Source organism: Lysinibacillus sp. G1-3 (genome assembly GCF_056322905.1).
This window is the reverse complement of the sequence record NZ_JBWHYQ010000011.1, coordinates 160,968-181,418: the sequence shown is the minus strand read 5'-3', so window position 1 is coordinate 181,418 and position 20,451 is coordinate 160,968. Positions and strand designations below refer to the sequence as shown.

The following is a 20,451-nucleotide window of genomic DNA, read 5'->3' as shown; positions in this document are numbered from 1 at the left end:
TTGTGGCGTTCTTATAAGCGGTAAATATTTGCGCTAAAAGAAAAAACCCAGAAACAACGAGCTGTTTCTGGATTCTTTTGCTATCTCATTTGTTTTTTCCGTTCATTCGCCATTTTTAAGAGCTCTGTTGCGTGCTGCAAAGTTAAATCTGTAATTTCCGCTCCAGATATCATGCGACTGACTTCTTCGATACGAGCATTCGTATCTATTTCCAGCAATGACGTAAATGTTCGATCATGCTCGACTTCTTTTTTAATAAAATAATGATGATCAGCCATCGCTGCTACTTGTGGTAAATGCGAAATACATAAAACTTGAGAGTTAATGGATACTGCTGCAATTTTTTCTGCGATTGCTTGCGCTACGCGACCACTTACACCTGTATCTACCTCATCAAAAATAATAGATGTGATGCCATTTGACGATGAGAAAATCGTCTTTAACGCAAGCATCATACGCGATAATTCTCCACCAGAAGCAATTTTCGGCAAAGATTTTGGCGGCTCGCCTACATTCGTAGAAATATAAAAAATTACTTGGTCTTTTCCGTTTGCATCAAAGAAAGGTAATTCATCAAAATTAACAATAAATTTTGCTTTTTCCATATGTAATTCACGCAGTTCGGCCATAATAGCTTCACTTAAATTATGTGCAGCTTCTTTTCGAACAGTAGAAAGTTCTGCAGCAAGTTCCTCAAGTACCGTTTCCATTTCCAGCACTTTTCTTTCTTTCACTTGCAAAATTTCGTCTCGATTTAAAAGCTCATTTAGCTCTGTTTTAATTTTATCGTAATACGCTAAAATCTCTTCAACTGTTGAGCCATATTTGCGCTTCAAATTTTGTAATAACGCTAAACGTTGTTCAACCTCATTTAAGCGAGCGGGATCAAATTCTAATTCGTCCAACACATTTTTAACCTGGTACGCAGCATCTTGTAACGCATAAAATGCAGTAGTAACAGATTCGGATGCCTCTTTAAATTGTTCGTCAATAGTGGCAGCATCCTCTAAGGCTCCCATTGCATTACCAATCCAGTCAAGGCCTTTCGATTCACCTTGAATGGCTTCATAAGCTGCACTGGAGCGTTCAAAAATTTTATTGAAATTCATTAGACGACGGCGTTCATCAAGAAGCTCATCTTCCTCGCCAAGCTTTAAATTGGCATCCTCCAGCTCTTTCATTTGGAATTGATACAAATCAATACGTTGCGCCATTAACTGCTCATCAATCGAAATCGAAGCTAATTCTTTTTTTAGTGAACGATATTCATCATATTGAGAACTGTATGCCTCTTGAATTGGTGTAAGTTGTTCCTCGGCAAAATGATCAAGTAAAGAGATATGCTGCTTCTCATCCATTAATTCTTGATTTTCATGCTGACCATGAATATCGATAAGGCTAGCCCCAATATCACGTAAAACAGATAATGGCACAAGTTTACCGTTTACTCGACAAACACTTTTTCCAGAATCATTTAAATCACGGCGTAAAATAATGGTATCTTCTTCAATTTCAATGCCTGCCTCTTCAAGTTTCTTATGAACAGGATGCCCAGAACTTGAAATTTGAAATAAACCACCTAATTCTGCCTTTTTGGCTCCATGACGAATAAATTCGGTATTTCCTCGTCCGCCAGCAAGTAAATGCACGGCATCGATAATAATGGATTTTCCTGCTCCTGTTTCACCTGTTAAAACAGTTAAACCACCTGAAAAACTAACAGTTAAATCTTCGATGATGGCAAAGTTTCTTATACTTAGCTCTCTTAACACAAAATGTCACCTCTGTATCAAATTACCCTGCTATTTTATAGCATTTCTAATAAACGATTTTTAGTATTTTCACGCTCATCTTCATTACGACAAATAATTAAAATAGTATCGTCTCCAGAAATAGTCCCTAAAATTTCAGGCCAATCTAAATGGTCAAGTAATGATGCAATAGCATTGGCATTACCAGGAAGAGCCTTCATAACTAAAAAGTGTGATGCTCCGTCAATGCTGACAAAAGCATCAGCTAATGCACGATGTAATTTTTGTATAGGATTGAAGCGTTGGTCTGCGGGTAGGCTATATTTATAGCGTCCATCTTGTAAAGGTACTTTAACAAGATGAAGTTCTTTAATATCACGTGATACTGTTGCTTGTGTCACATTATAGCCTGCATCTTTTAAAAAATCGACTAAATCATCTTGTGTTTCGATTTCATGATTGGCAATAATGTCCCGAATTCGTATATGTCGTTGTCCTTTGTTCATCTCGGTCACCTCTTATAAATAGTTGAATATTTGTATATTTACACTACCATTTTAAGCATAAAAGCACAAGAAAAAACACGGCTCTGTAAACGAGCACGTGTTATTTTAGTGCACTATGCGCTTCTTCAACGAGTGTATTAAAAGCTGTATATGAAGAGACATCTTCATCACCAATAGGATTCACTAAATGGAATAAAAATTCAATATTCCCCTCGCCTCCTGTAATTGGTGAAAACGAAGCATCCTTAACGACAAAGCCAACCTCTGTCGCCATTGCAGCTGTCTTTTCTAAAACTTCTAAATGTACTTTTTTATCACGAACAATACCTTTTTTACCGACATTCTCTTTCCCAGCTTCAAACTGAGGTTTTACAAGTGCCATTACATCGCCACCTGGCATTAACAACGTTTTTAAGACCGGTAAAATAAGTGATAATGAAATAAAGCTGACATCAATTGTTGCAAAGTCTGGTAAGCCCTCTGTTAAATCTGGCGCTGTCGTATAACGGAAATTTGTTTTCTCCATGACAGTTACACGTTCATCAGAACGGATTTTCCACGCTAGTTGGTTGGAACCAACGTCCAGTGCATAGCAATGTCTTGCACCATTTTGTAATGCACAATCGGTAAATCCTCCTGTAGAGGAGCCAATATCTAGCATTAGCTTCCCCTCTACAGACATATCAAAAATTTGTAGCGCTTTTTCTAGCTTCAAGCCACCACGGCTAACATATTTTAAATCAGAGCCTTTTACTTGTAGCGGTGCATCAATAGCGATTTTTTCCCCCGCCTTATCGATGCGAATTTCATTAGAAAAAACAAGCCCTGCCATAATAGAGCGCTTTGCTTTTTCTCGCGTTTCGCAAAGCCCACGCTCTACAAGTAAAATGTCTACACGTTCTTTTGGATGTTTTGTCATTATTTATTCAAACCTACTTGCTGTTTTTGTTGAAGTAACACATGCATTCGTGCCACTGTATCTTCAGCCGTCATATGAATTTCAGCGAGAAGCTGGTCTACATTACCATGCTCAATAAAATGATCCGGTATACCCATACGATCGATCAGTGCACTTAAATAGCCATGGTCATGGGCAAATTCTAATACACCACTACCAAAACCACCTTGTAGAACCGCCTCTTCAATCGTTAATATTGGTTTACGGCTTGATAATATACGATGAAGCATATCCTCATCCATTGGTTTTATGAAACGAGCATTGACTACTTCTATCTCTACACCTTGCTGTGCTAAAATACCGGCTGCTTTCATTGCCATTGGAATCGTCGTACCAAAGGTTAAGATCGTAGCATCCTTACCTTCACGCAACACTTCCCAGCTACCAATTGGTAACGTCTTAAGCTCATCGTCTAACGGAACGCCTATCCCATTACCTCGTGGATAACGTAACGCAATTGGACCGCCATCATATTCAATGGCTGTTTTCACCATATGTTGACCTTCATTTTCATCTTTTGGCATCATAATTGTCATATTTGGAATATGACGAAGGAATGCAATATCAAATACGCCTTGATGGGTTTCACCGTCTGCGCCAACTAAGCCTGCACGGTCAATTCCTATAAAGACATTTAAATTTGGACGTGCGATATCATGTAGTACTTGATCATAGGCACGTTGAAGGAATGTTGAGTAAATGGCTAAAAATGGTTTCATTTTTTGCGTCGCTAGACCTGCTGCCATCGTGGCTGCATGTTGCTCGGCAATCCCCACATCAAAGAAACGCTCTGGGAAATCCTTTTGGATACCTTGTAGTTTCGATCCCACCGGCATTGCAGGTGTAATTGTGACAATTCGTTTATCCTCATGAGCAATTTTACGAACAGTCTCTGCAACCAAACTACTCCAAGCTGGACCTTTCGCCTCTGATTTTACAAAGGCACCGTTTTCAATTTTATATGGACCTGTCCCATGCCAGTTACCGATTGTATCATCTTCAGCTGGTTTATAACCTTTGCCCTTTTTCGTAATCACATGAACGAGCACTGGACCTTTTACTTTTTTAGCTTGTGATAAAGTTGCCTCAAGAGCTTCGAAATCATGTCCGTCAATCGGTCCTAGATATTTAAAGCCTAACTCCTCAAAGAACACACCTGATACCACTAAATATTTTAAGCTATCCTTTAAGCGTTCAGCAGTTGAAGCAAGCTTACCGCCTAGAACAGGAATCTTATTCATAAGTGATTCCAGTTCTTCTTTTGCTTTTGAATATTCCTTGGCTGTACGAAGACGTCCCAGTACATTGTGTAACGCCCCGACATTTGGAGCAATCGACATTTCATTATCGTTTAAAATGACAATCATATTCGTTTCAGCATGACCGATATGGTTTAATGCCTCTAGTGCCATACCACCTGTTAAAGCTCCATCACCAATAATTGGTATCACGAAGTTCTTTTCATTTTTTATATCACGTGCTGCTGCCATACCCATAGCTGCTGACAAAGATGTCGAGCTATGCCCCGTCTCCCACTCATCATGTTCACTCTCCACATGCTTTGGAAAACCACAAAGTCCTTTGAACTGACGTAATGTATCAAATTGACTTGCACGACCTGTCAAAATTTTGTGCACGTAAGCTTGGTGGCCAACATCCCATAAAAACTTATCTTGTGGACTGTCAAACATTTTATGGAGCATAATCGTTAGCTCCACAACACCTAGGTTCGGCCCGATATGACCACCTGTGACAGAACATTTTTCAATTAAGAAGGCACGAATTTCTTGCGCAAGTCGCTCAAGGTCCTTCTTATCTAAGTTTTTTAAAAAGGCTGGACTAGTTATCTTATTTAAATCCACCTTTCTCACACACCTTTTCAATAAATTATTCACCGTAATTGTGTTTCCACCATTATAACAGTGTTATCAATATGCTAAAAGTACGAACACTTTATTGTTTGCACATTGGCAAACGCCCTCACCTATTCTAGCATACTCTATACCTTTAACGCCTCGTTTTTATCCTAGTTTTTACGATGAACAATATAGGCTGCAAAATCACGTAATAAGCTGGCATCCACTTGCAATTTATCTAGTGCGTTATTGGCATGCTGATAATGCTCAGCAAGCTTTTCCTTTGCCCCATCTAAAGTTAGCAGAGCTGGGTATGTGCTTTTATCACTTGCTACATCTTTACCTGCAGTTTTTCCTAGTTCTTCTGTAGTTCCCTCAATATCTAAAATATCGTCTTGGATTTGGAAGGCAAGGCCGATATGATGTGCATATTCTTTTAAAGTTTCACGCTCTTTTTGCGATACATCAGCTAACACCGCACCCGCTTCAATACTAAATCGTAATAAAGCACCCGTTTTATTAATATGGACATGCTCAAGCTCAGCTATGTTCAGCTGACGTTTTTCACCTTCTATATCGAGTACTTGACCCCCAACCATACCTTCTGCACCAGCTGCTTCACTTAACAGACTGACAAGTTCAATTCGTTTTTCTGCTGATACATCCATGCGTGCTAAAATGCCAAACGCAAGTGTATTCAATGCATCACCCGCAAGCGTCGCTAATGCATCGCCATAAACTTTATGGTTTGTCGGCTTACCTCGACGGAAATCGTCATTATCCATACTTGGTAAATCATCATGGATTAACGAATACGTATGGATGATTTCAATGACTGATCCTACAGTTAAACCATGCATTAAATTTTGTTTGTATAGTTCAAGAACAGCCAAAACGAAAAGAGGGCGAATACGTTTACCTCCAGCTTTTAATGAATAAAGCATTGACTCTTTTAAATTGGCTGGTGCGTCAATTTTCTCAACTAGTGCAAACATTTCAGCTTCAACTTGTGGTATGTTGCTTTCAATAAAATGCTTTAATTGCTCGTTCATTTCTTAGTTCTCTCCCTTTAGTGGATCAAATGCTGTCGTTTCACCTGTCTCTTGGACAATTGAAATTAACTGCTCTTCAGCATTTTGTAGCTTGCTATGGCAAAATTGCGAAAGCTCCATGCCTTGTTTATATAAATCAATCGCATTTTCTAGCGGCACATCACCTTGCTCTAGCTGACGGACAATTTCCTCTAGTGCCGTCATTGCTTCTGCGAAAGTTTGTTGTTTCTCTGCCACAATTATTCCCCCTCATTTTTAGGCAAGATCTTTACCACATCAGCAATTACCTTTCCATCATGGAAAGAAAGTGTTAATTGATCCTGTGGCTTAACATCAGCTGCTGATTTCAACATTTGTTGATCTTTATAAGCTACCGTAAAGCCCCTTGTTAAAATGGCAAGCGGATTCAATGCTTCTAAAGTTCTGACGGTTGCCTCAAATTGTTGTTTTTGCTTCGTTACATAATGCGTTGTAGCACGAGTTAATTGTTGGACATGTGCTTCTAGCTCTCGTTGATGGAAAGCTAATGCTTTTTTCGGTGAGTGCTGCTCTACTGCACTACGTAATTGTTGAAACTGCGCTGTTTTCTTCATTAAATCGACCTGCATTGCTTTTTGCAATCCCGACTCAAGTTGTGCTAACCTTTCCGTAAATGGTCGATATAGACGTTCTGGCATTGACAGCGGATAAGACTGTTGGAGCTTATTTAGACGTTGCCGTTCTGCAATAAGTTGCGCTCTTACAATTTGGTGGAGCTGTGATTTTTGTGTAAGTACTCGCTGAAATAAATCCTGTTGATCAGGTACAGTCATCTCAGCCGCAGCTGTTGGTGTTGGTGCACGCAAATCAGCTACATAATCCGCTATAGTTGTATCTGTTTCATGACCTACTGCACTAATAATAGGGATACGACTTTCAAAAATCGCTCTTGCAACAACTTCCTCATTAAATGCCCATAAATCCTCAATCGATCCACCGCCCCGCCCAACAATCAGTACATCGCAACTCGCATCCATATTTGCGCTCTCAATATTGCGAACAATATTTGGCGCTGCTTGTGCTCCTTGTACAAGGGTAGGATAAATAAAAATTTCAGCAAGTGGATAACGTCTCTTTAATGTTGTACAGATATCTCGAATGGCTGCACCTGTTGTAGACGTTAAAACACCGATTTTTTCAGGAAATCTCGGAATTGGTTGTTTCCACTCAGGTTTAAAAAGCCCTTCTTTTTGTAACTGCTCTTTCAGCTGGTTAAAGGCAACAAACAAGCTACCGATTCCATCTGGTTGCATTTCCTGTACATATAGTTGATATGTACCGTAGCCTTCGTAAACGTTTACATCCCCACGAATAAATACTTGCATACCTTCCTTAGGTTCAAACGCCAACTTTCCGGCCGCTGATTTAAACATTGTAGCCGCAATCCGTGCTCCATCATCTTTTAATGTAAAGTAAATATGCCCCGATTGATGAATCTTGACATTGGATAGCTCTCCCTTTACATAGACTTCACGTAAATGCGGATCAGCATCAAATTTCCGTTTAATATATTTTGTTAATGCTTTTACAGTTAAATAAGAAGCAGATGTCATTTTTCCGGCTCCTTTACTAAAATCAAGTTTTTCACAAAACTACACCTATCATAACATTTTTTATTGTGCCTGACGTGCCAAAATGCAGTTTCGCTTGAAAAAACGACTGTCTTTCATAGAATTGAAAACCTTACTATAACATATCTTAAGACCTCGTATTAGATAAAGTATGTTTTTTCGACGAAATGTGCGTTGGAGTTACGTTTTGACTGAGTGCTTTGCTGATAGAGCAGATAGAAGAGGCGAAGTGGCAGATTGAGCTACGAGAATGGCGGATTGAAACGCCAGAATGACGGTAAGAAGACGGAGCGAGGTGGAAAAAGTAGCTTGGACGACGGATGGATCTGCCGGAGCGACGGATAAAACAAGTGAAGTGACGGATTGAAACGACGGAGCGACGGTATGAAGGAGAAACGACGGATTGATCTGCTGGAGCGACGGATAAAACAAGTGAAGTGACGGATTGAACCGACGAAGCGACGGTATGAAAGCGAAACGACGGATGGATCTGCCGGAGCGACGGATAATACAAGTGAAGTGACGGATTGAACCGACGAAGCGACGGTATGAAGGAGAAACGACGGATTGATCTGCTGGAGCGACGGATAAAACAAGTGAAGTGACGGATTGAACCGACGGACCGACGGTATGAAGGAGAAACGACGGATTGATCTGCCGGAGCGACGGATAAAACAAACCAAGTGACGGATTGAACCGACAGAACGACGGTATGAAAGCGAAACGACGGATTGATCTGCCGGAGCGACGGATAAAACAAACCAAGTGACGGGTTGAACCGACAGAACGACGGTATGAAAGCGAAACGACGGATACATTTGCCAGAGCGACGGATAGAATCGTCGAAATGATGGATAGAAGTCGAATACCTACCATTTTATTTTCTCAACAAACAAGAAAGCCTCACAACTAATTAAAGTTATGAGGCTTTTAAAATTAATAAAATATTAAAAGGAGCGTACCTACAAGAAAGCAATAATATGTAAAGTAGCTAAGCTTCCCACTTTTCATGATTCCCATAAACCAACGCATTGCAAAATAGGTCATAAATAATGTCGCTATAAATGTCGCAGCATAAGGAATTGCTAATGCACTTTTATTTGGCTCATCTAAAAAATCAGAAATCCCAAGGACAACCCCACCAAGACTTACAGGAATATAAAGCATGAAGGAAAATCGTAAAGCGGTTTCCTGTTTCATACCAACTGCAATGGCTGAAATAATCGTTGCTCCTGAACGACTAATACCAGGTGTTAATGCTACAGCTTGACCAAGACCTACGATGATGGCGTCTTTTGCAGTCAAATCCGCATCTCTTTTCGTACCACGCATATTACGGATTAGCCATAAGGCAATACCTGTCACAAAAAGCATAAGCGCAATCGTTGTCATACTAACATTATCCGCAATAACATCACTTAATAAAACACCTAAAATGCCCGCTGGAATAGAACCGATCACGATAAATATGGAAAAACGGAAATCCGCTTTATAACGATTCTCTCCCGTTTTAAGATAAAGGAAAAAATTTGTGATGAGTCGGATAATATCCTCTCGATAAATATAGACAATAGCTAGTAAAGAAGCTGTGTTCGTTAAAATAGCAAAAGTAAATCCTTGCTCACCAAGACCAAGAATTTCACTTGCAATCATAACATGACCGCTTGATGATACAGGAATTGGCTCAGTAAATCCTTGGACAAGACCGATAATAATATGTTTGATAATCAGTATTAAATCTATGTTTTCCATAAAAACCTCCCTATTCATATGTATGACCCAAACGTTATATTAGACGTTAAAAACAACGTAAAAGTTCTCGAAATACTTAATCATACAAAAAAAGCTACCTCAATTTAAAATTGAGATAGCTTTTTATAAAGAGTCATTCAAAATTATAGCTTAACTATATGTTCAAGCTTATTTTCTGCTGCTTGAACTGTGTTGAATAGTAACATCGTAATTGTCATTGGTCCTACACCGCCTGGTACAGGTGTTATATGAGACGCAATTCCATCAACCTCATTGAAGTTTACGTCACCGCAAAGCTTGTTGTTTTCATCACGATTGATTCCAACATCTATAACAACAGCGCCTTCTTTAACATGCTCTTTTGTAATAAAGTTCGCACGTCCAACTGCCGCAATTAAAATATCTGCTTGTTTAGTGAACGAATGTAAATTTGGTGTTTTGGAATGCGTATATGTCACAGTTGCATCCTTTTGTAGTAGAAGTTGTCCCATTGGTTTCCCAACGATATGACTACGCCCTACGATGACCGCATGCTTTCCTGCTACTTCGATTCCTGAAAATTCAAGAAGCTTCATTACGCCAAACGGTGTACAAGGCAAAAATGTTTCTTGGCCAAGCATCATTTTCCCAACACTTACCGGTGAGAAGCCATCAACGTCTTTTTCAACAGCAATTGTGGCAATAACAATATCCTCATCAATATGTTTTGGGAGTGGTAATTGTACTAAAATACCATGTATATCTTCACGATTATTTAATAATTCAATTTGTGCTAATAATGATTCTTGTGTAGTTTCTTCTGGTAGTTTGATTAGCTCTGAAAACATACCGATGGCTTCACAAGATTTTTGCTTATTTCTCACATATGTAGCCGAGGCTTGGTTGTCTCCTACTAAAACAACCGCTAAGCCTGGTGTTAATCCTTGCTCTTTTAAACGCGTTACTCGCTCTGCTACTGAATTACGAATTTCTTGACCAATTTCTTTACCATTAATAATTGCACTTGACATAGACCTTAGTTACTCCTTCCAATTCAACACATGTTATTGTTCTGTAAATTTAGAAAGTACGCCATTAACAAATTTAGACGAACCATCGTCGCCAAATGTTTTGCATAACTCGATTGCTTCATTAAGTACTACTCTTTTTGGTGTTTCTGGCATGTATAAAATCTCATATACAGCTAGACGTAAAACCGTTCTTTCAATTTTAGGTAAACGGGCAAGCGACCACTTTTCAAGATGCTGTTCTAAAGCAGCATCGATTTCCTCCAAATGTTCAACTGTTCCAGTAACAATCTTTTCATAGAAGACGTTTGTTGGTTGGCCTTTAATATGACCCATTGCTTCTTCTACTGTTAGATCGGTATTGTCTAGCTGAAACAAAACTTGCAACGCTTTTTCGCGTGCTTCATGTCGTTTCATGTAAAGCTCTCCTTCTTAAGTGGCATTAAGGTTTATAATAGCATAAATTCGTAAGAGAAACACGAATTCAAGCAAGTTTTAAATAATCTGATACCTTTTTCAAGCAAGTTTTTGCTTATTTTAACACCCTGCAATTAACTTTACTAAGAAATATATTGAAATTTAAAATCAACCTTTATTATTTATATACCAAGAATGTTATAATTAAGGAAATTAATTATCATCTTTTGAGGTGTTCATTATGCAATATGAAGTTACATGTACAAGTTGCAAAAGAAATTTCAAGTTATATGAAGGCGAGGAACAGTATAAACAATTCAAAGAACGCAAATCGCATCTATTTTACTGCGATAATTGTAAACATAAAATTCGTTTTGATGCGATAAGAAACTTCTTTAGCTCTTACTAGTAAAGGCATTTTATGAATAAACTTAGAGAAATAACTATGCAGGCTTCATTAACATCGGAGCATGAAAGAAATATAAAACACTTTGTATAACCGCGAACGAATACTTCCACACTATAAAAATTAATTAAGTATAGGTAATTGCGTCCGGAACCGGCTGAAAGAAGTTAAAACAAATCTTTTGACCCTATAGTTACTATAGGGTTTATTGTATTACGTGGAAATATTCTAGTAGATTTTGATTCATGTATCGTGAAAGATTGAAGGAGAACAGTATGAATAAGAAACAACTTTTAACCTTAAGTATTTTATTATCGAATTTATTCATTGCCTTTTTAGGTATTGGTTTAGTAATACCTGTGCTACCAACACTCATGAATGAGCTGAAAATTTCAGGCTCTGTCGTTGGTTATATGGTGGCCGCATTTGCTATCACTCAACTTATCGTATCACCAATTTCTGGTAAAATGGTGGATAACATTGGCCGTAAAATTATGATCGTTGCAGGTCTATTTATATTCGGTTTTTCAGAGCTGTTATTTGGTCTTGGACGCTCAGTTGAAATACTCTTTATCTCTCGTATGTTAGGTGGTATCAGTGCTGCTTTCATCATGCCTGCGGTAACTGCATATATCGCCGATATTACAACCTTGTCACAACGTCCAAAGGCTTTGGGTTATATGAGTGCAGCGATTAGTACTGGCTTCATTATCGGTCCTGGTATCGGTGGATTTTTGGCTGAATTCGGAACGCGCATACCATTTTATGCTGCTGGTATACTTGGATTTATAGCAGCGCTCTTGTCATTTATTTTACTAAAAGAACCGACTCGTGCTGATGATGATGAACAGTCTGCACCATCAATTTTAGGCAGTGTGAAGCGTATTTTCAGCCCATTATACCTTATTCCATTCGTGCTTATTTTCGTATTATCATTTGGTTTAGCTGCATTTGAATCGTTATTTAGTCTATTTGTGGATCATAAATTCGCATTTACGCCTTCAGATATTGCGATTATTATTACGGGAAGCGGAGTAGTTGGGGCTCTTGCTCAGCTAGTATTATTCGATTGGCTGACAAAGAAAATGGGCGAGATTAATCTTATCCGTTATTCACTTGTCCTATCTGCTGTTTTAACATTTGCTATGACATTCGTAAGCCACTATTTCGCAATATTATTTGTCACATTCTTTATTTTCGTCGGCTTCGATTTAATTCGTCCTGCCGTTACCTCTTATTTATCTAAAATTGCTGGTAATGAACAAGGATTCGTTGGTGGCATGAACTCTATGTTTACAAGTCTAGGAAATATATTCGGCCCTATTTTAGGTGGGGTACTATTCGATATCAATTTGAACTATCCGTATTACTTTGCAACAATTGTTTTAACACTCGGCGTTATCCTTGCTTTGTTCTGGAGAAAGCCAAAGCATATAGAAATATAATAAAGTAGCTATACTAATCACTGCTGAACAATTTCCGTGAAAAACGTGAAAAAGAAGGATTGCCCTGCAAAAGGCAACCCTTCTTTTTATTCTTGCACAGCTACTTCTTCTTTTTCAAAGAGAATGCCAGTAATATGGACATTCACTTCAGCTGTATCAAGTGCAGTCATATTAAAAATCGCTTGGCGAATTTGAGTTTGAACTTCCTTCGCCACTTTCGGGATTGTATAGCCGTATTTTACAGAGCAAAATACATCAATGGCAATCTCACCAGTTTCAGTAACACCCGATTTAATGCCTTTATTGTGAACTTTTTTACCGAAGCGTTCAACTACGCCCGTAGCAATATTACCACGAGTTGCAGCGACCCCTTCTACCTCATTCACTGCGATTCCAGCAACAACCTCGATTACTTCCGCTGCTACTTCAATTTTCCCAAGTTCTTCTTTACCAGAAGGTGTTGGTTGTACGAAAGATTGTCCTACTTTCTCTGCCATACAAATATCATCCTTTCCCTTACACATCACAAACAAATGCTGTACTTACGCTTATTATACTATAAAAAGGAAAGTTTGGCTTCGTAAAGACGCTTTAATTTATTTGGATCATGTTTATGTCGATAAATTAACAAAGTTTATCGATAAAAATAAAAAGCGAAGACGATGAAGATTTCTTCGCCATTTTATTTGCGTTTCTTTTTAGAATAAATCACAAACCAGACAAAGTATAAGATTGTAACTAGTGATAAACCTAATGAAACATATCTACTTTGCTCATTGGGCAAAACAATAGTAAGGACAATAGTTAAAATAATTGCAGGTAGCATCGTACAAAACCAAACTCGTACTGCTTTATTTTTAAACGAAAGTTCAAAACCCTCCATACAATCATCCTATTCATTATTTGTAAACGGCTCTTTATTTTTTTGTGATGGCTGTTGAAAAGTCATTAATTGCCTTCTTTTATCCCTGCTACATTATCAATAGAAGTAGATTTACCATTGATGTGAATATCAATCGTATCAAGGTTCGGATCCAATGTTAATTTATAAACATGTTGTTTTAGTGCATTATCCTGTTGATTCGTAATGTCTAACTTTATTATTAATGTATTCCCCTGCGTTTCAAGGTCTGATGTAACCGTTCCTTTTGACCGAAAAACGACATAAGAAATATCCTTATCTACTACATTGATTTTTTGAAGTGTATATTTTTCATCAATTACCTCTTGCACTTTATCTGGAACAATCTCAATTTCACTAATACTTAACGTTGGTGAATTACACGCTGTTAAAAGAAACACTGACAAAAGTGCTAAAAATAACAATTTTTTCATTGCCGTTTAACCCACCCCTCTTAAATAACTGAAAATTCCATCTACAAAACATTGTAACATAGAAAATCATGAATTGGTAAAGGAATAGGAATTGCGCAACAAATGAGATTGACGTTTGGCTACAGGCAATACGATAAGCTTAGGGTTATAACAACGGTAGCAAGCTCTTAGAAAAGACTTTTTTCTGTTCTCCGTTTTTTGGACATAAAAACCTCCTAACTAATAAAAGTTAGAAGGTTTAAGTTATGACACTATTAAATAAGCCGATTTAAAATCGACTTACATTTATTAAAAACCCAAATAATTGAATATGCGAAAGTCTATATTTCAACGCTTCTCGCTTTATTATTTAATCAATTATGAATATGTAGTGTTACTGTCTCTTTTCAACAAATAACAAAATTAGTGTTGCAATCGGACCTAATACAAGAGAAAGTAAAAACCAATTTAGCCCTGTTCTATTCTTCCCTTGTGCAAGTGCAGCATTTATCAACGCCAATGTACCCCAACCTACGAAATATTCGTTATTCATCATCTGCCTCCTATCTCTTTTAACGATATAGCACCGATAGTATACACTTTCTCCATAAATTTGATTATAACATATACAAATAATATGCTTCAAAACCACTGTAATCACAGCAGAGGAACAAAAAATGGTGGAAAAAATATCCGTTGTTAAAGAAGGATTTGTAACATAAGAAAATGGAAAAGGTTTCTTTTTTACAAAAGAAAAATGATTATTAAAGTAACTTTAGACGAAATTGACTCGCTTCGAAGTAACGGTCGATCTCTTTAAAACCATCTATCACAATACTTTCCTATGATATCATTTCCACGTATAGTTTTTTCATTTTATAATAGCGATTTAAGTAGGCGGTTATGATAACTTTTCGTCAATCCAAACATTAGCACACAAACATCACTCTAAGGGCTTGTACTAATGACGACTACTCATTATATACCAGTCCTATTGTGATGTTTCACACCCCCTATTGTCACCTTACGAACGCCTGACAGACACATTTACTCTTTCACAATTAACTCAACACCTTTCTTCCCCACATGTATTTAGCCACATTAATTGCTTTAAACGTTAGTTCTCGTTAGATATAGTTCTTCTTATAGTCAATACGTATGTATTGTCGGTAGTTACGGAGTCGATAGCCGTTTACATGACGTAATATTTTAAAGATAGTAGTTTAGATAAAAAGAAAGTAGTATAGTTCGTGTATCCCGTTTGGTATTGCTAAAGCGTATCTACCCTGATACCCTAATCACCACCAAAATACCGTTCAGCTCTAAGCGTCAATCCTCTTTCGATATACCGTTTTCCAATAAAACTTTCATCTACTATATACCTCACACTAAAACGTCCTATTTTGGGACAACTTTTCGGAAAAATTTATTCCTATTTACTTAAACGTTCATCCCTCCTTTGTTTTATGCGTTCTAACCTTTGTATGATAAATACGCCTACTTGCGATCTAAAGCTATTTCTAGCCACGTTTATAAAGGCGAAATGAAGGCCTCATTCTTCCTAAGAACTCAAACACCATTTCAGATATGATTTCCGCAAAAGCACAATTCTTACTATAAATGGTGTTATACTATAATAAAGGAGGGAATACGAAGTGGAATTTAAATTTGGGGACGGTTCTCTTTTTCTACCCCCTTTACACATTACGATTATAGCAATAACCATTATTTTCCTTTTAGTAAGATGGAGCAAGCAATTAGAAACAAGACGTTTTACGATTTTCTTTTACTTTCTAATTAGTAGTACATATATTACTCCAATTTTTTCTCTCAACACAAAAGAAGGTGTCTTTCAGCTATGGGTTCCTTTGGGATTTATAGTAGTATTCTTTTACTTGTTTCGTAGTGAAAGAAATCATCCAGCTAAAATGAAAGCTAGTATTCTAGGTCTTTCCATAGCAATATATCAGTTAATTCTGCAATATTTCTGACGGATTTTTCTAGCCCATTAACGGACATTCTGGTTATAAAAATAGAAAAACTAGGTGTTGGCGCACCTAGTTTTCGTCAACCACTGTTGGCGCTACGATTATGATACTAGTCGCAAGTTGGCGCGAGCTCTAGCGAATATTTGCCGAAGTCTGTTGGCGCAGATTTCAGTGTTATATATGACTATACTAATTGACGCTTGTTGAGCGTTTAACTCTGGGCAATGGATCTCATAAGACATTAGGAACCTTTTCAACTACATTTCTAATTCATCATCGAATGGTAGTTTTAAAACGTCCCTCCCTTTCATAATGTCTCCCTCGATAATTAACATCCGATCATCAAAGTATACATTTTTTTCTTCTAATTGAATTAACATACTCATACGTAAACCACATTTATATATTGATAAATAGCTACTGCATCTTTCAAAGAATAAAGTTACTCATATTTAATAACGAAAGACGTATCGCTAAATTTATTCTCATTAGCTGGTGGTTTGATTTTCCCGTCGACTTAAATTTTTATATCCTTCCAAAAACGCCTTTCAATCCAACCGTTATCGAATATACGATTTAATATCGCTTTTATCACACGTAATTTACTTTGCTTTGTAATGTCTTTTACATCGCCTAATGATAAGATAAATCCGAATAGTATTTCCACTGTAATTTCATCTAAATATTCGACATTCATATTCGTTAATAACCGCCTAAAATTGTAGTCGTATTCGCGTATGCCCGATAAGCGCATTTGTTCTTTAACGATGATTAGCGCCGAATACGCACTAATACGATTACCTTTTAAACTAACTGGATTAACATCAATCATAATTGTCGGCGCTGATATTAGCAGCTCATTATTTTCGTTTTTAGGATTAATCGTTTTTAGTTCAATCGAATTCATATTTTCTAAGTCAAAAATCCCTGTACGTTGACTATTTTTACGCACAAAAAAGACCCCCTAACGAATCGGTTTCGTTAAAGGGTCTAAAAATCGGATATTCCGTTTTGTTTTATTCCTAATTCTATTCCGCCAACTATTCCGCTGGCAAATATCGCACAACTATTTCGCAAGCTTCCCGATTATTAGCCGAGATGGTTAAACCGTTGATACGGCTTACTTGCTTGTCCCCAAAACATCATTCTCTTCTAGGAACTTCGTATTGAATTGCGCTGATTTGAAAACGTCATTGTTCATCAATGCTTGGTGGAATGGAATTGTTGTATTGATCCCAGGACCAGATACTTCGAATTCGCTAAGCGCACGATTCATTTTCGCAATCGCTTCTTCACGTGTATCTGCATGAACAATTAGTTTTGCAACCATAGAATCATAGTAAGGTGGAATTGTATAACCAGCATATACTGCAGAGTCAATACGTACACCGTAGCCACCTGGAGTTACATAAGTATCTACAGTACCAGCTGATGGCATGAAGTTTTTATAAGCATTTTCTGCGTTAATACGGCATTCAATTGCCCATCCATTTAATTGAATATCATCTTGAGTGAAAGGAAGTTTTTCACCAGATGCAATTTTTAATTGTTGTTGTACAAGATCAACACCAGAAATCATTTCAGTTACTGGGTGTTCTACTTGGATACGAGTATTCATTTCCATGAAGTAGAATTTATCTTCTCTATAGTCATAAATAAACTCGATAGTTCCAGCACCTTCATAGTTACAAGCTTGTGCAGCTTTAACGGCAGCCGCACCCATCTCAGCACGACGCTCTGAAGATAGCGCTGGAGACGGAGCTTCCTCTACTAATTTCTGCATACGACGTTGAACTGTACAGTCACGTTCACCTAAATGTACAACGTTACCATAGCCATCCGCTAATACTTGGATTTCACAGTGACGGAAGTACTCGATGAATTTTTCTAAATAAACGCCAGGGTTACCGAATGCTGCAGCAGCCTCTTTTTGCGTAATTTCAATGCCTTTTACAAGGTCTTCTTCTGTACGTGCTACACGGATACCTTTACCGCCACCACCAGCAGTTGCTTTAATGATAACTGGGTACCCAATTTTAGCAGCCCATTCTTTACCTGTTTCGATATCTGGAACAATACCAGTACCCGGAACAAGCGGAACACCTGCTGCTTCCATTGTTGTACGTGCAACATCTTTAATACCCATAATTTTAATTGAATCTGATGAAGGTCCAATGAACTTAATGCCTGCGTTTTCACAAGCTTCAGCGAAGTCAGCGTTTTCAGATACGAAACCGTAACCTGGATGGATACCGTCTGCACCTGTTTTTTCTGCTACGCTCAGTAAAGCCGGGAAGCTAAGATATGAATCTTTTGATAGCTTTGGTCCGATGCAATATGCTTCGTCTGCTAATTTCACATGTAATGCGTCTGCGTCTGCTTCTGAATATACGGCAACAGATTGAATGCCTAACTCTTTACAAGCACGAATGATACGCACAGCGATTTCGCCGCGGTTTGCAATTAAAACTTTTTTCATATTGTGCACTCCTTACTCAGCTTTTACAAGGAATAATGGTTGTCCGTATTCTACTAATTCACCGTCTTTAACAAGTACTTCAACGATTTCCCCTTGAACTTCTGCTTCAATTTCGTTGAATAGTTTCATAGCTTCTACGATACATACGATTGTTTCATTACCAACTTTGTCCCCCACTTTAACGTAAGCTGGTGAATCCGGGTTTGGAGATTGATAAAAAGTACCGACCATCGGAGATACAATTTTATGTAACGATGGGTCGTTATTTACTGGTGCTGCAGCTGGTGCTTCTTCAGCTTTTGCTGGAGCAGGAGTAGCTGGTGCTACAGGAGCCGCTGCTGGTGCAGATTGTTGTACAACAGGTGCCACTACTTCTTTTTTAGGTGCTACAGTTTCAGTAACAACAACACCATTCTTTTTTAATTTAACTTTTGCCCCATCTGCTTCATAAACGAACTCGTCAATTGAAGAAGAATCTACCAATTTAATGATTTCACGAATTTCTTGAATTTTGAACATTTTCCTAACTCTCCTTATGAAATAAAATCTACTACAAGCACTATTCTATATTTTTTTCGAACAATTTGAAATACTTTAATGCAAATTAAGTAAATATGAACAAAACAAAAGGCTTTCTTTTACTAAACGAAAGCCTTTTCATGATACTGATATATAACAATGATTTCAAATAAACAGAATATTAGTATTTTTCTTGTTATTTTTAATTGTTACTATTTGCACTGAATTTTACTAGGACGTCATTTGCGCCTTCCATTTCTGTTCTCACTAAATAAATAATTTCATTCGCTTGCGCTTTTGATAGCTCCTCCGCCATAACAGTTACCTGTACTTTATCACCGTCTGCTCGTACAAATGCATCGGAATAACCTAAAGATTTAATAAGCATTTCTAACATTGCTTCAGAGGATTCTTGTTTTATAAGGCTATCCATCTCATTATAAGCTTTACTTTTATCTTCTGCTGAATAATCTTGTGAACCGATTTTCTGCTCTAATTGCGAACGAAGCTGGCTTCTTTCATCACTAACTTGCATGCGCATCTCTTCAAATAAATGGCTTGGAGAAGATACTTCCTTCGTCTCTCCCTCTTTCGTTGCTTCTTGATCAGTCACACCTGTTACTGCAGTTTGCTGTAATGCGTCATCTGTGAAAATAGTTAGTCCATTAAATTGTTTTGCTGGATCAACCAAATAATACACTGAAATAACCGCTACTAGACTTAATAATGTCATAAACCAAACTGTTCTTCTACGTACGCGCATTTACTTTTCCTCCTTATTTTCCATTGGAACGATAATAATTCGATGAATCGGTAATTGCATTACTTGACTAACAACCGCACGAATTTCATTTTTAACAAAGATATCTGATGCTCCTTTTGAAACAATTAGTATCCCCGTTACTTCTTTCGTGCCTTGTTCAGTTCCTCGAAAATATTGACTGAATAATTGATTGTCATCCTTCTCATCTGTCATATCTCCGTAATAAAAATAGACTTTTACCTCCCCAACACCTTTCATAGCCTTCAATGTCTGTTCAAGTTTTTCTTCATTGGTTTTCGGTGATACTTGCCCATTCGTTGTATTCGTTTGATACATTGGTAAAATGATGAAAATTCCCACGGAGGCAGCGATCAGCATTAAGACTAAAAATGACGTTGTTTTTTTTGGTTTCTTTTCCACATCACTTGTACATTGCCTCCTTTCATCTCTTCTCTTTTTCAAGTGTATGTACGCTTGTTTCCTCCTATGAATTGATAAATGGAATCTTTAATAGCAATTGCAAAAATACTAACGTAATGACAAGCTTTGTAAGTGAAATTATTTCTTTATCGTCCGTTAGAAACACGAATATCTGACAGATAAAGAGAATTGCTAATAAAAGAATCAA

At 37.6% G+C, this 20,451-nt stretch carries 24 protein-coding genes; 3 read left to right on the top strand and 21 right to left on the bottom strand.

Annotation, left to right across the window (positions count from 1 at the left end):
• Nucleotides 1–80: 80 nt before the first annotated feature.
• From recN to nusB, 10 genes are all read right to left on the bottom strand, one after another.
• On the bottom strand, nt 81–1,772 hold the full coding sequence (gene recN / locus ACVYAD_RS13835) for a DNA repair protein RecN (protein WP_349660591.1): 1,692 nt from the start codon (nt 1,770–1,772) through the stop codon (nt 81–83).
• Nucleotides 1,773–1,807: 35 nt separating this feature from the next.
• Complete coding sequence (gene ahrC, locus ACVYAD_RS13830; RefSeq protein WP_079561797.1) at nt 1,808–2,257, bottom strand: transcriptional regulator AhrC/ArgR; 450 nt, start codon at nt 2,255–2,257, stop codon at nt 1,808–1,810.
• A 100-nt stretch (nt 2,258–2,357) separates the two neighbouring features.
• The gene (locus ACVYAD_RS13825) at nt 2,358–3,176 is read right to left on the bottom strand and encodes a TlyA family RNA methyltransferase (protein WP_476426829.1); all 819 of its coding nucleotides are present in this window, start codon (nt 3,174–3,176) and stop codon (nt 2,358–2,360) included.
• A complete protein-coding gene (dxs, locus tag ACVYAD_RS13820; RefSeq protein WP_476426828.1) occupies nt 3,176–5,077 on the bottom strand; it encodes a 1-deoxy-D-xylulose-5-phosphate synthase in 1,902 nt (633 codons plus the stop codon). The genes ACVYAD_RS13825 and dxs overlap by 1 nt, the downstream gene beginning before the upstream one ends.
• Nucleotides 5,078–5,241: 164 nt before the next feature.
• Nucleotides 5,242–6,123 carry a polyprenyl synthetase family protein gene (locus ACVYAD_RS13815; protein ID WP_349660594.1) on the bottom strand — a complete coding sequence of 294 codons (882 nt, stop codon included), beginning with the start codon at nt 6,121–6,123 and terminating at the stop codon, nt 5,242–5,244.
• A 3-nt stretch (nt 6,124–6,126) separates the two neighbouring features.
• Complete coding sequence (xseB, locus tag ACVYAD_RS13810) at nt 6,127–6,360, bottom strand: exodeoxyribonuclease VII small subunit (protein WP_079561801.1); 234 nt, start codon at nt 6,358–6,360, stop codon at nt 6,127–6,129.
• 2 nt (nt 6,361–6,362) lie between these two features.
• On the bottom strand, nt 6,363–7,715 hold the full coding sequence (xseA, locus tag ACVYAD_RS13805; RefSeq protein WP_476426827.1) for an exodeoxyribonuclease VII large subunit: 1,353 nt from the start codon (nt 7,713–7,715) through the stop codon (nt 6,363–6,365).
• 954 nt (nt 7,716–8,669) lie between these two features.
• The gene (locus tag ACVYAD_RS13800) at nt 8,670–9,485 is read right to left on the bottom strand and encodes an undecaprenyl-diphosphate phosphatase (protein WP_079561803.1); all 816 of its coding nucleotides are present in this window, start codon (nt 9,483–9,485) and stop codon (nt 8,670–8,672) included.
• A gap of 143 nt (nt 9,486–9,628) precedes the next feature.
• Nucleotides 9,629–10,495 (bottom strand): bifunctional methylenetetrahydrofolate dehydrogenase/methenyltetrahydrofolate cyclohydrolase FolD, encoded by an 867-nt coding sequence (folD, locus tag ACVYAD_RS13795; protein WP_476426826.1) that lies wholly within the window; start codon nt 10,493–10,495, stop codon nt 9,629–9,631.
• A 33-nt stretch (nt 10,496–10,528) separates the two neighbouring features.
• Entirely contained in the window at nt 10,529–10,909 is a 381-nt protein-coding gene (nusB, locus tag ACVYAD_RS13790; RefSeq protein ID WP_053483714.1) for a transcription antitermination factor NusB, read from the bottom strand.
• Nucleotides 10,910–11,150: 241 nt separating this feature from the next.
• Here nusB and ACVYAD_RS13785 point away from each other — a divergent pair, with 241 nt between their 5' ends.
• Nucleotides 11,151–11,318 carry a DUF2197 domain-containing protein gene (locus ACVYAD_RS13785; RefSeq protein WP_476426825.1) on the top strand — a complete coding sequence of 56 codons (168 nt, stop codon included), beginning with the start codon at nt 11,151–11,153 and terminating at the stop codon, nt 11,316–11,318.
• A gap of 272 nt (nt 11,319–11,590) precedes the next feature.
• On the top strand, nt 11,591–12,760 hold the full coding sequence (locus ACVYAD_RS13780; protein WP_476426824.1) for an MFS transporter: 1,170 nt from the start codon (nt 11,591–11,593) through the stop codon (nt 12,758–12,760).
• An 86-nt stretch (nt 12,761–12,846) separates the two neighbouring features.
• Here ACVYAD_RS13780 and ACVYAD_RS13775 read toward each other — a convergent pair whose 3' ends face one another.
• From ACVYAD_RS13775 to ACVYAD_RS13760, 4 genes are all read right to left on the bottom strand, one after another.
• Entirely contained in the window at nt 12,847–13,257 is a 411-nt protein-coding gene (locus ACVYAD_RS13775; protein WP_349662080.1) for an Asp23/Gls24 family envelope stress response protein, read from the bottom strand.
• Between the two features lie 185 nt (nt 13,258–13,442).
• A complete protein-coding gene (locus ACVYAD_RS13770; RefSeq protein WP_476426823.1) occupies nt 13,443–13,643 on the bottom strand; it encodes a hypothetical protein in 201 nt (66 codons plus the stop codon).
• Between the two features lie 65 nt (nt 13,644–13,708).
• Nucleotides 13,709–14,095: a putative periplasmic lipoprotein gene (locus ACVYAD_RS13765; protein WP_476426822.1), complete on the bottom strand. Its 387-nt coding sequence runs from the start codon at nt 14,093–14,095 to the stop codon at nt 13,709–13,711.
• A 373-nt stretch (nt 14,096–14,468) separates the two neighbouring features.
• Nucleotides 14,469–14,627, bottom strand: a complete 159-nt coding sequence (locus ACVYAD_RS13760; protein WP_386827318.1) for a hypothetical protein — start codon at nt 14,625–14,627, stop codon at nt 14,469–14,471.
• 1,102 nt (nt 14,628–15,729) lie between these two features.
• On the opposite strand from ACVYAD_RS13760, the gene ACVYAD_RS13755 reads away from it, so the two are divergent.
• Entirely contained in the window at nt 15,730–16,065 is a 336-nt protein-coding gene (locus ACVYAD_RS13755) for a hypothetical protein (RefSeq protein WP_476426821.1), read from the top strand.
• A gap of 254 nt (nt 16,066–16,319) precedes the next feature.
• Here the strand turns inward: ACVYAD_RS13755 and ACVYAD_RS13750 are convergent, their stop codons facing one another.
• The 7 genes from ACVYAD_RS13750 to ACVYAD_RS13720 form a co-directional block, all read right to left on the bottom strand.
• Nucleotides 16,320–16,448 carry a hypothetical protein gene (locus ACVYAD_RS13750; RefSeq protein ID WP_476426820.1) on the bottom strand — a complete coding sequence of 43 codons (129 nt, stop codon included), beginning with the start codon at nt 16,446–16,448 and terminating at the stop codon, nt 16,320–16,322.
• Between the two features lie 131 nt (nt 16,449–16,579).
• Nucleotides 16,580–17,014, bottom strand: a complete 435-nt coding sequence (locus ACVYAD_RS13745; protein WP_476426819.1) for a hypothetical protein — start codon at nt 17,012–17,014, stop codon at nt 16,580–16,582.
• Nucleotides 17,015–17,182: 168 nt separating this feature from the next.
• Nucleotides 17,183–18,541: an acetyl-CoA carboxylase biotin carboxylase subunit gene (gene accC, locus ACVYAD_RS13740; RefSeq protein WP_349662085.1), complete on the bottom strand. Its 1,359-nt coding sequence runs from the start codon at nt 18,539–18,541 to the stop codon at nt 17,183–17,185.
• A gap of 12 nt (nt 18,542–18,553) precedes the next feature.
• Nucleotides 18,554–19,060 carry an acetyl-CoA carboxylase biotin carboxyl carrier protein gene (accB, locus tag ACVYAD_RS13735; protein ID WP_476426818.1) on the bottom strand — a complete coding sequence of 169 codons (507 nt, stop codon included), beginning with the start codon at nt 19,058–19,060 and terminating at the stop codon, nt 18,554–18,556.
• Nucleotides 19,061–19,262: 202 nt separating this feature from the next.
• On the bottom strand, nt 19,263–19,823 hold the full coding sequence (locus tag ACVYAD_RS13730; protein WP_349662087.1) for a SpoIIIAH-like family protein: 561 nt from the start codon (nt 19,821–19,823) through the stop codon (nt 19,263–19,265).
• Nucleotides 19,824–20,243, bottom strand: a complete 420-nt coding sequence (locus ACVYAD_RS13725; protein ID WP_079561813.1) for a hypothetical protein — start codon at nt 20,241–20,243, stop codon at nt 19,824–19,826.
• A gap of 64 nt (nt 20,244–20,307) precedes the next feature.
• Nucleotides 20,308–20,451, bottom strand: a complete 144-nt coding sequence (locus ACVYAD_RS13720; RefSeq protein WP_349662088.1) for a hypothetical protein — start codon at nt 20,449–20,451, stop codon at nt 20,308–20,310.

Bases quoted from the DNA above. Each gene is read 5' to 3' on its own strand.
- ACVYAD_RS13730 (WP_349662087.1), bottom strand. From the start codon at position 19,823: ATGCGCGTACGTAGAAGAACAGTTTGGTTTATGACATTATTAAGTCTA.
- ACVYAD_RS13825 (WP_476426829.1), bottom strand. From the start codon at position 3,176: ATGACAAAACATCCAAAAGAACGTGTAGACATTTTACTTGTAGAGCGT.
- ACVYAD_RS13800 (WP_079561803.1), bottom strand. From the start codon at position 9,485: ATGGAAAACATAGATTTAATACTGATTATCAAACATATTATTATCGGT.
- ACVYAD_RS13770 (WP_476426823.1), bottom strand. From the start codon at position 13,643: ATGGAGGGTTTTGAACTTTCGTTTAAAAATAAAGCAGTACGAGTTTGG.
- ACVYAD_RS13765 (WP_476426822.1), bottom strand. From the start codon at position 14,095: ATGAAAAAATTGTTATTTTTAGCACTTTTGTCAGTGTTTCTTTTAACA.
- ACVYAD_RS13750 (WP_476426820.1), bottom strand. From the start codon at position 16,448: ATGAGTATGTTAATTCAATTAGAAGAAAAAAATGTATACTTTGATGAT.
- nusB (WP_053483714.1), bottom strand. From the start codon at position 10,909: ATGAAACGACATGAAGCACGCGAAAAAGCGTTGCAAGTTTTGTTTCAG.
- ahrC (WP_079561797.1), bottom strand. From the start codon at position 2,257: ATGAACAAAGGACAACGACATATACGAATTCGGGACATTATTGCCAAT.
- ACVYAD_RS13815 (WP_349660594.1), bottom strand. From the start codon at position 6,123: ATGAACGAGCAATTAAAGCATTTTATTGAAAGCAACATACCACAAGTT.
- ACVYAD_RS13785 (WP_476426825.1), top strand. From the start codon at position 11,151: ATGCAATATGAAGTTACATGTACAAGTTGCAAAAGAAATTTCAAGTTA.
- ACVYAD_RS13760 (WP_386827318.1), bottom strand. From the start codon at position 14,627: ATGAATAACGAATATTTCGTAGGTTGGGGTACATTGGCGTTGATAAAT.
- ACVYAD_RS13775 (WP_349662080.1), bottom strand. From the start codon at position 13,257: ATGGCAGAGAAAGTAGGACAATCTTTCGTACAACCAACACCTTCTGGT.
- folD (WP_476426826.1), bottom strand. From the start codon at position 10,495: ATGTCAAGTGCAATTATTAATGGTAAAGAAATTGGTCAAGAAATTCGT.
- xseA (WP_476426827.1), bottom strand. From the start codon at position 7,715: ATGACATCTGCTTCTTATTTAACTGTAAAAGCATTAACAAAATATATT.
- accC (WP_349662085.1), bottom strand. From the start codon at position 18,541: ATGAAAAAAGTTTTAATTGCAAACCGCGGCGAAATCGCTGTGCGTATC.
- ACVYAD_RS13780 (WP_476426824.1), top strand. From the start codon at position 11,591: ATGAATAAGAAACAACTTTTAACCTTAAGTATTTTATTATCGAATTTA.
- accB (WP_476426818.1), bottom strand. From the start codon at position 19,060: ATGTTCAAAATTCAAGAAATTCGTGAAATCATTAAATTGGTAGATTCT.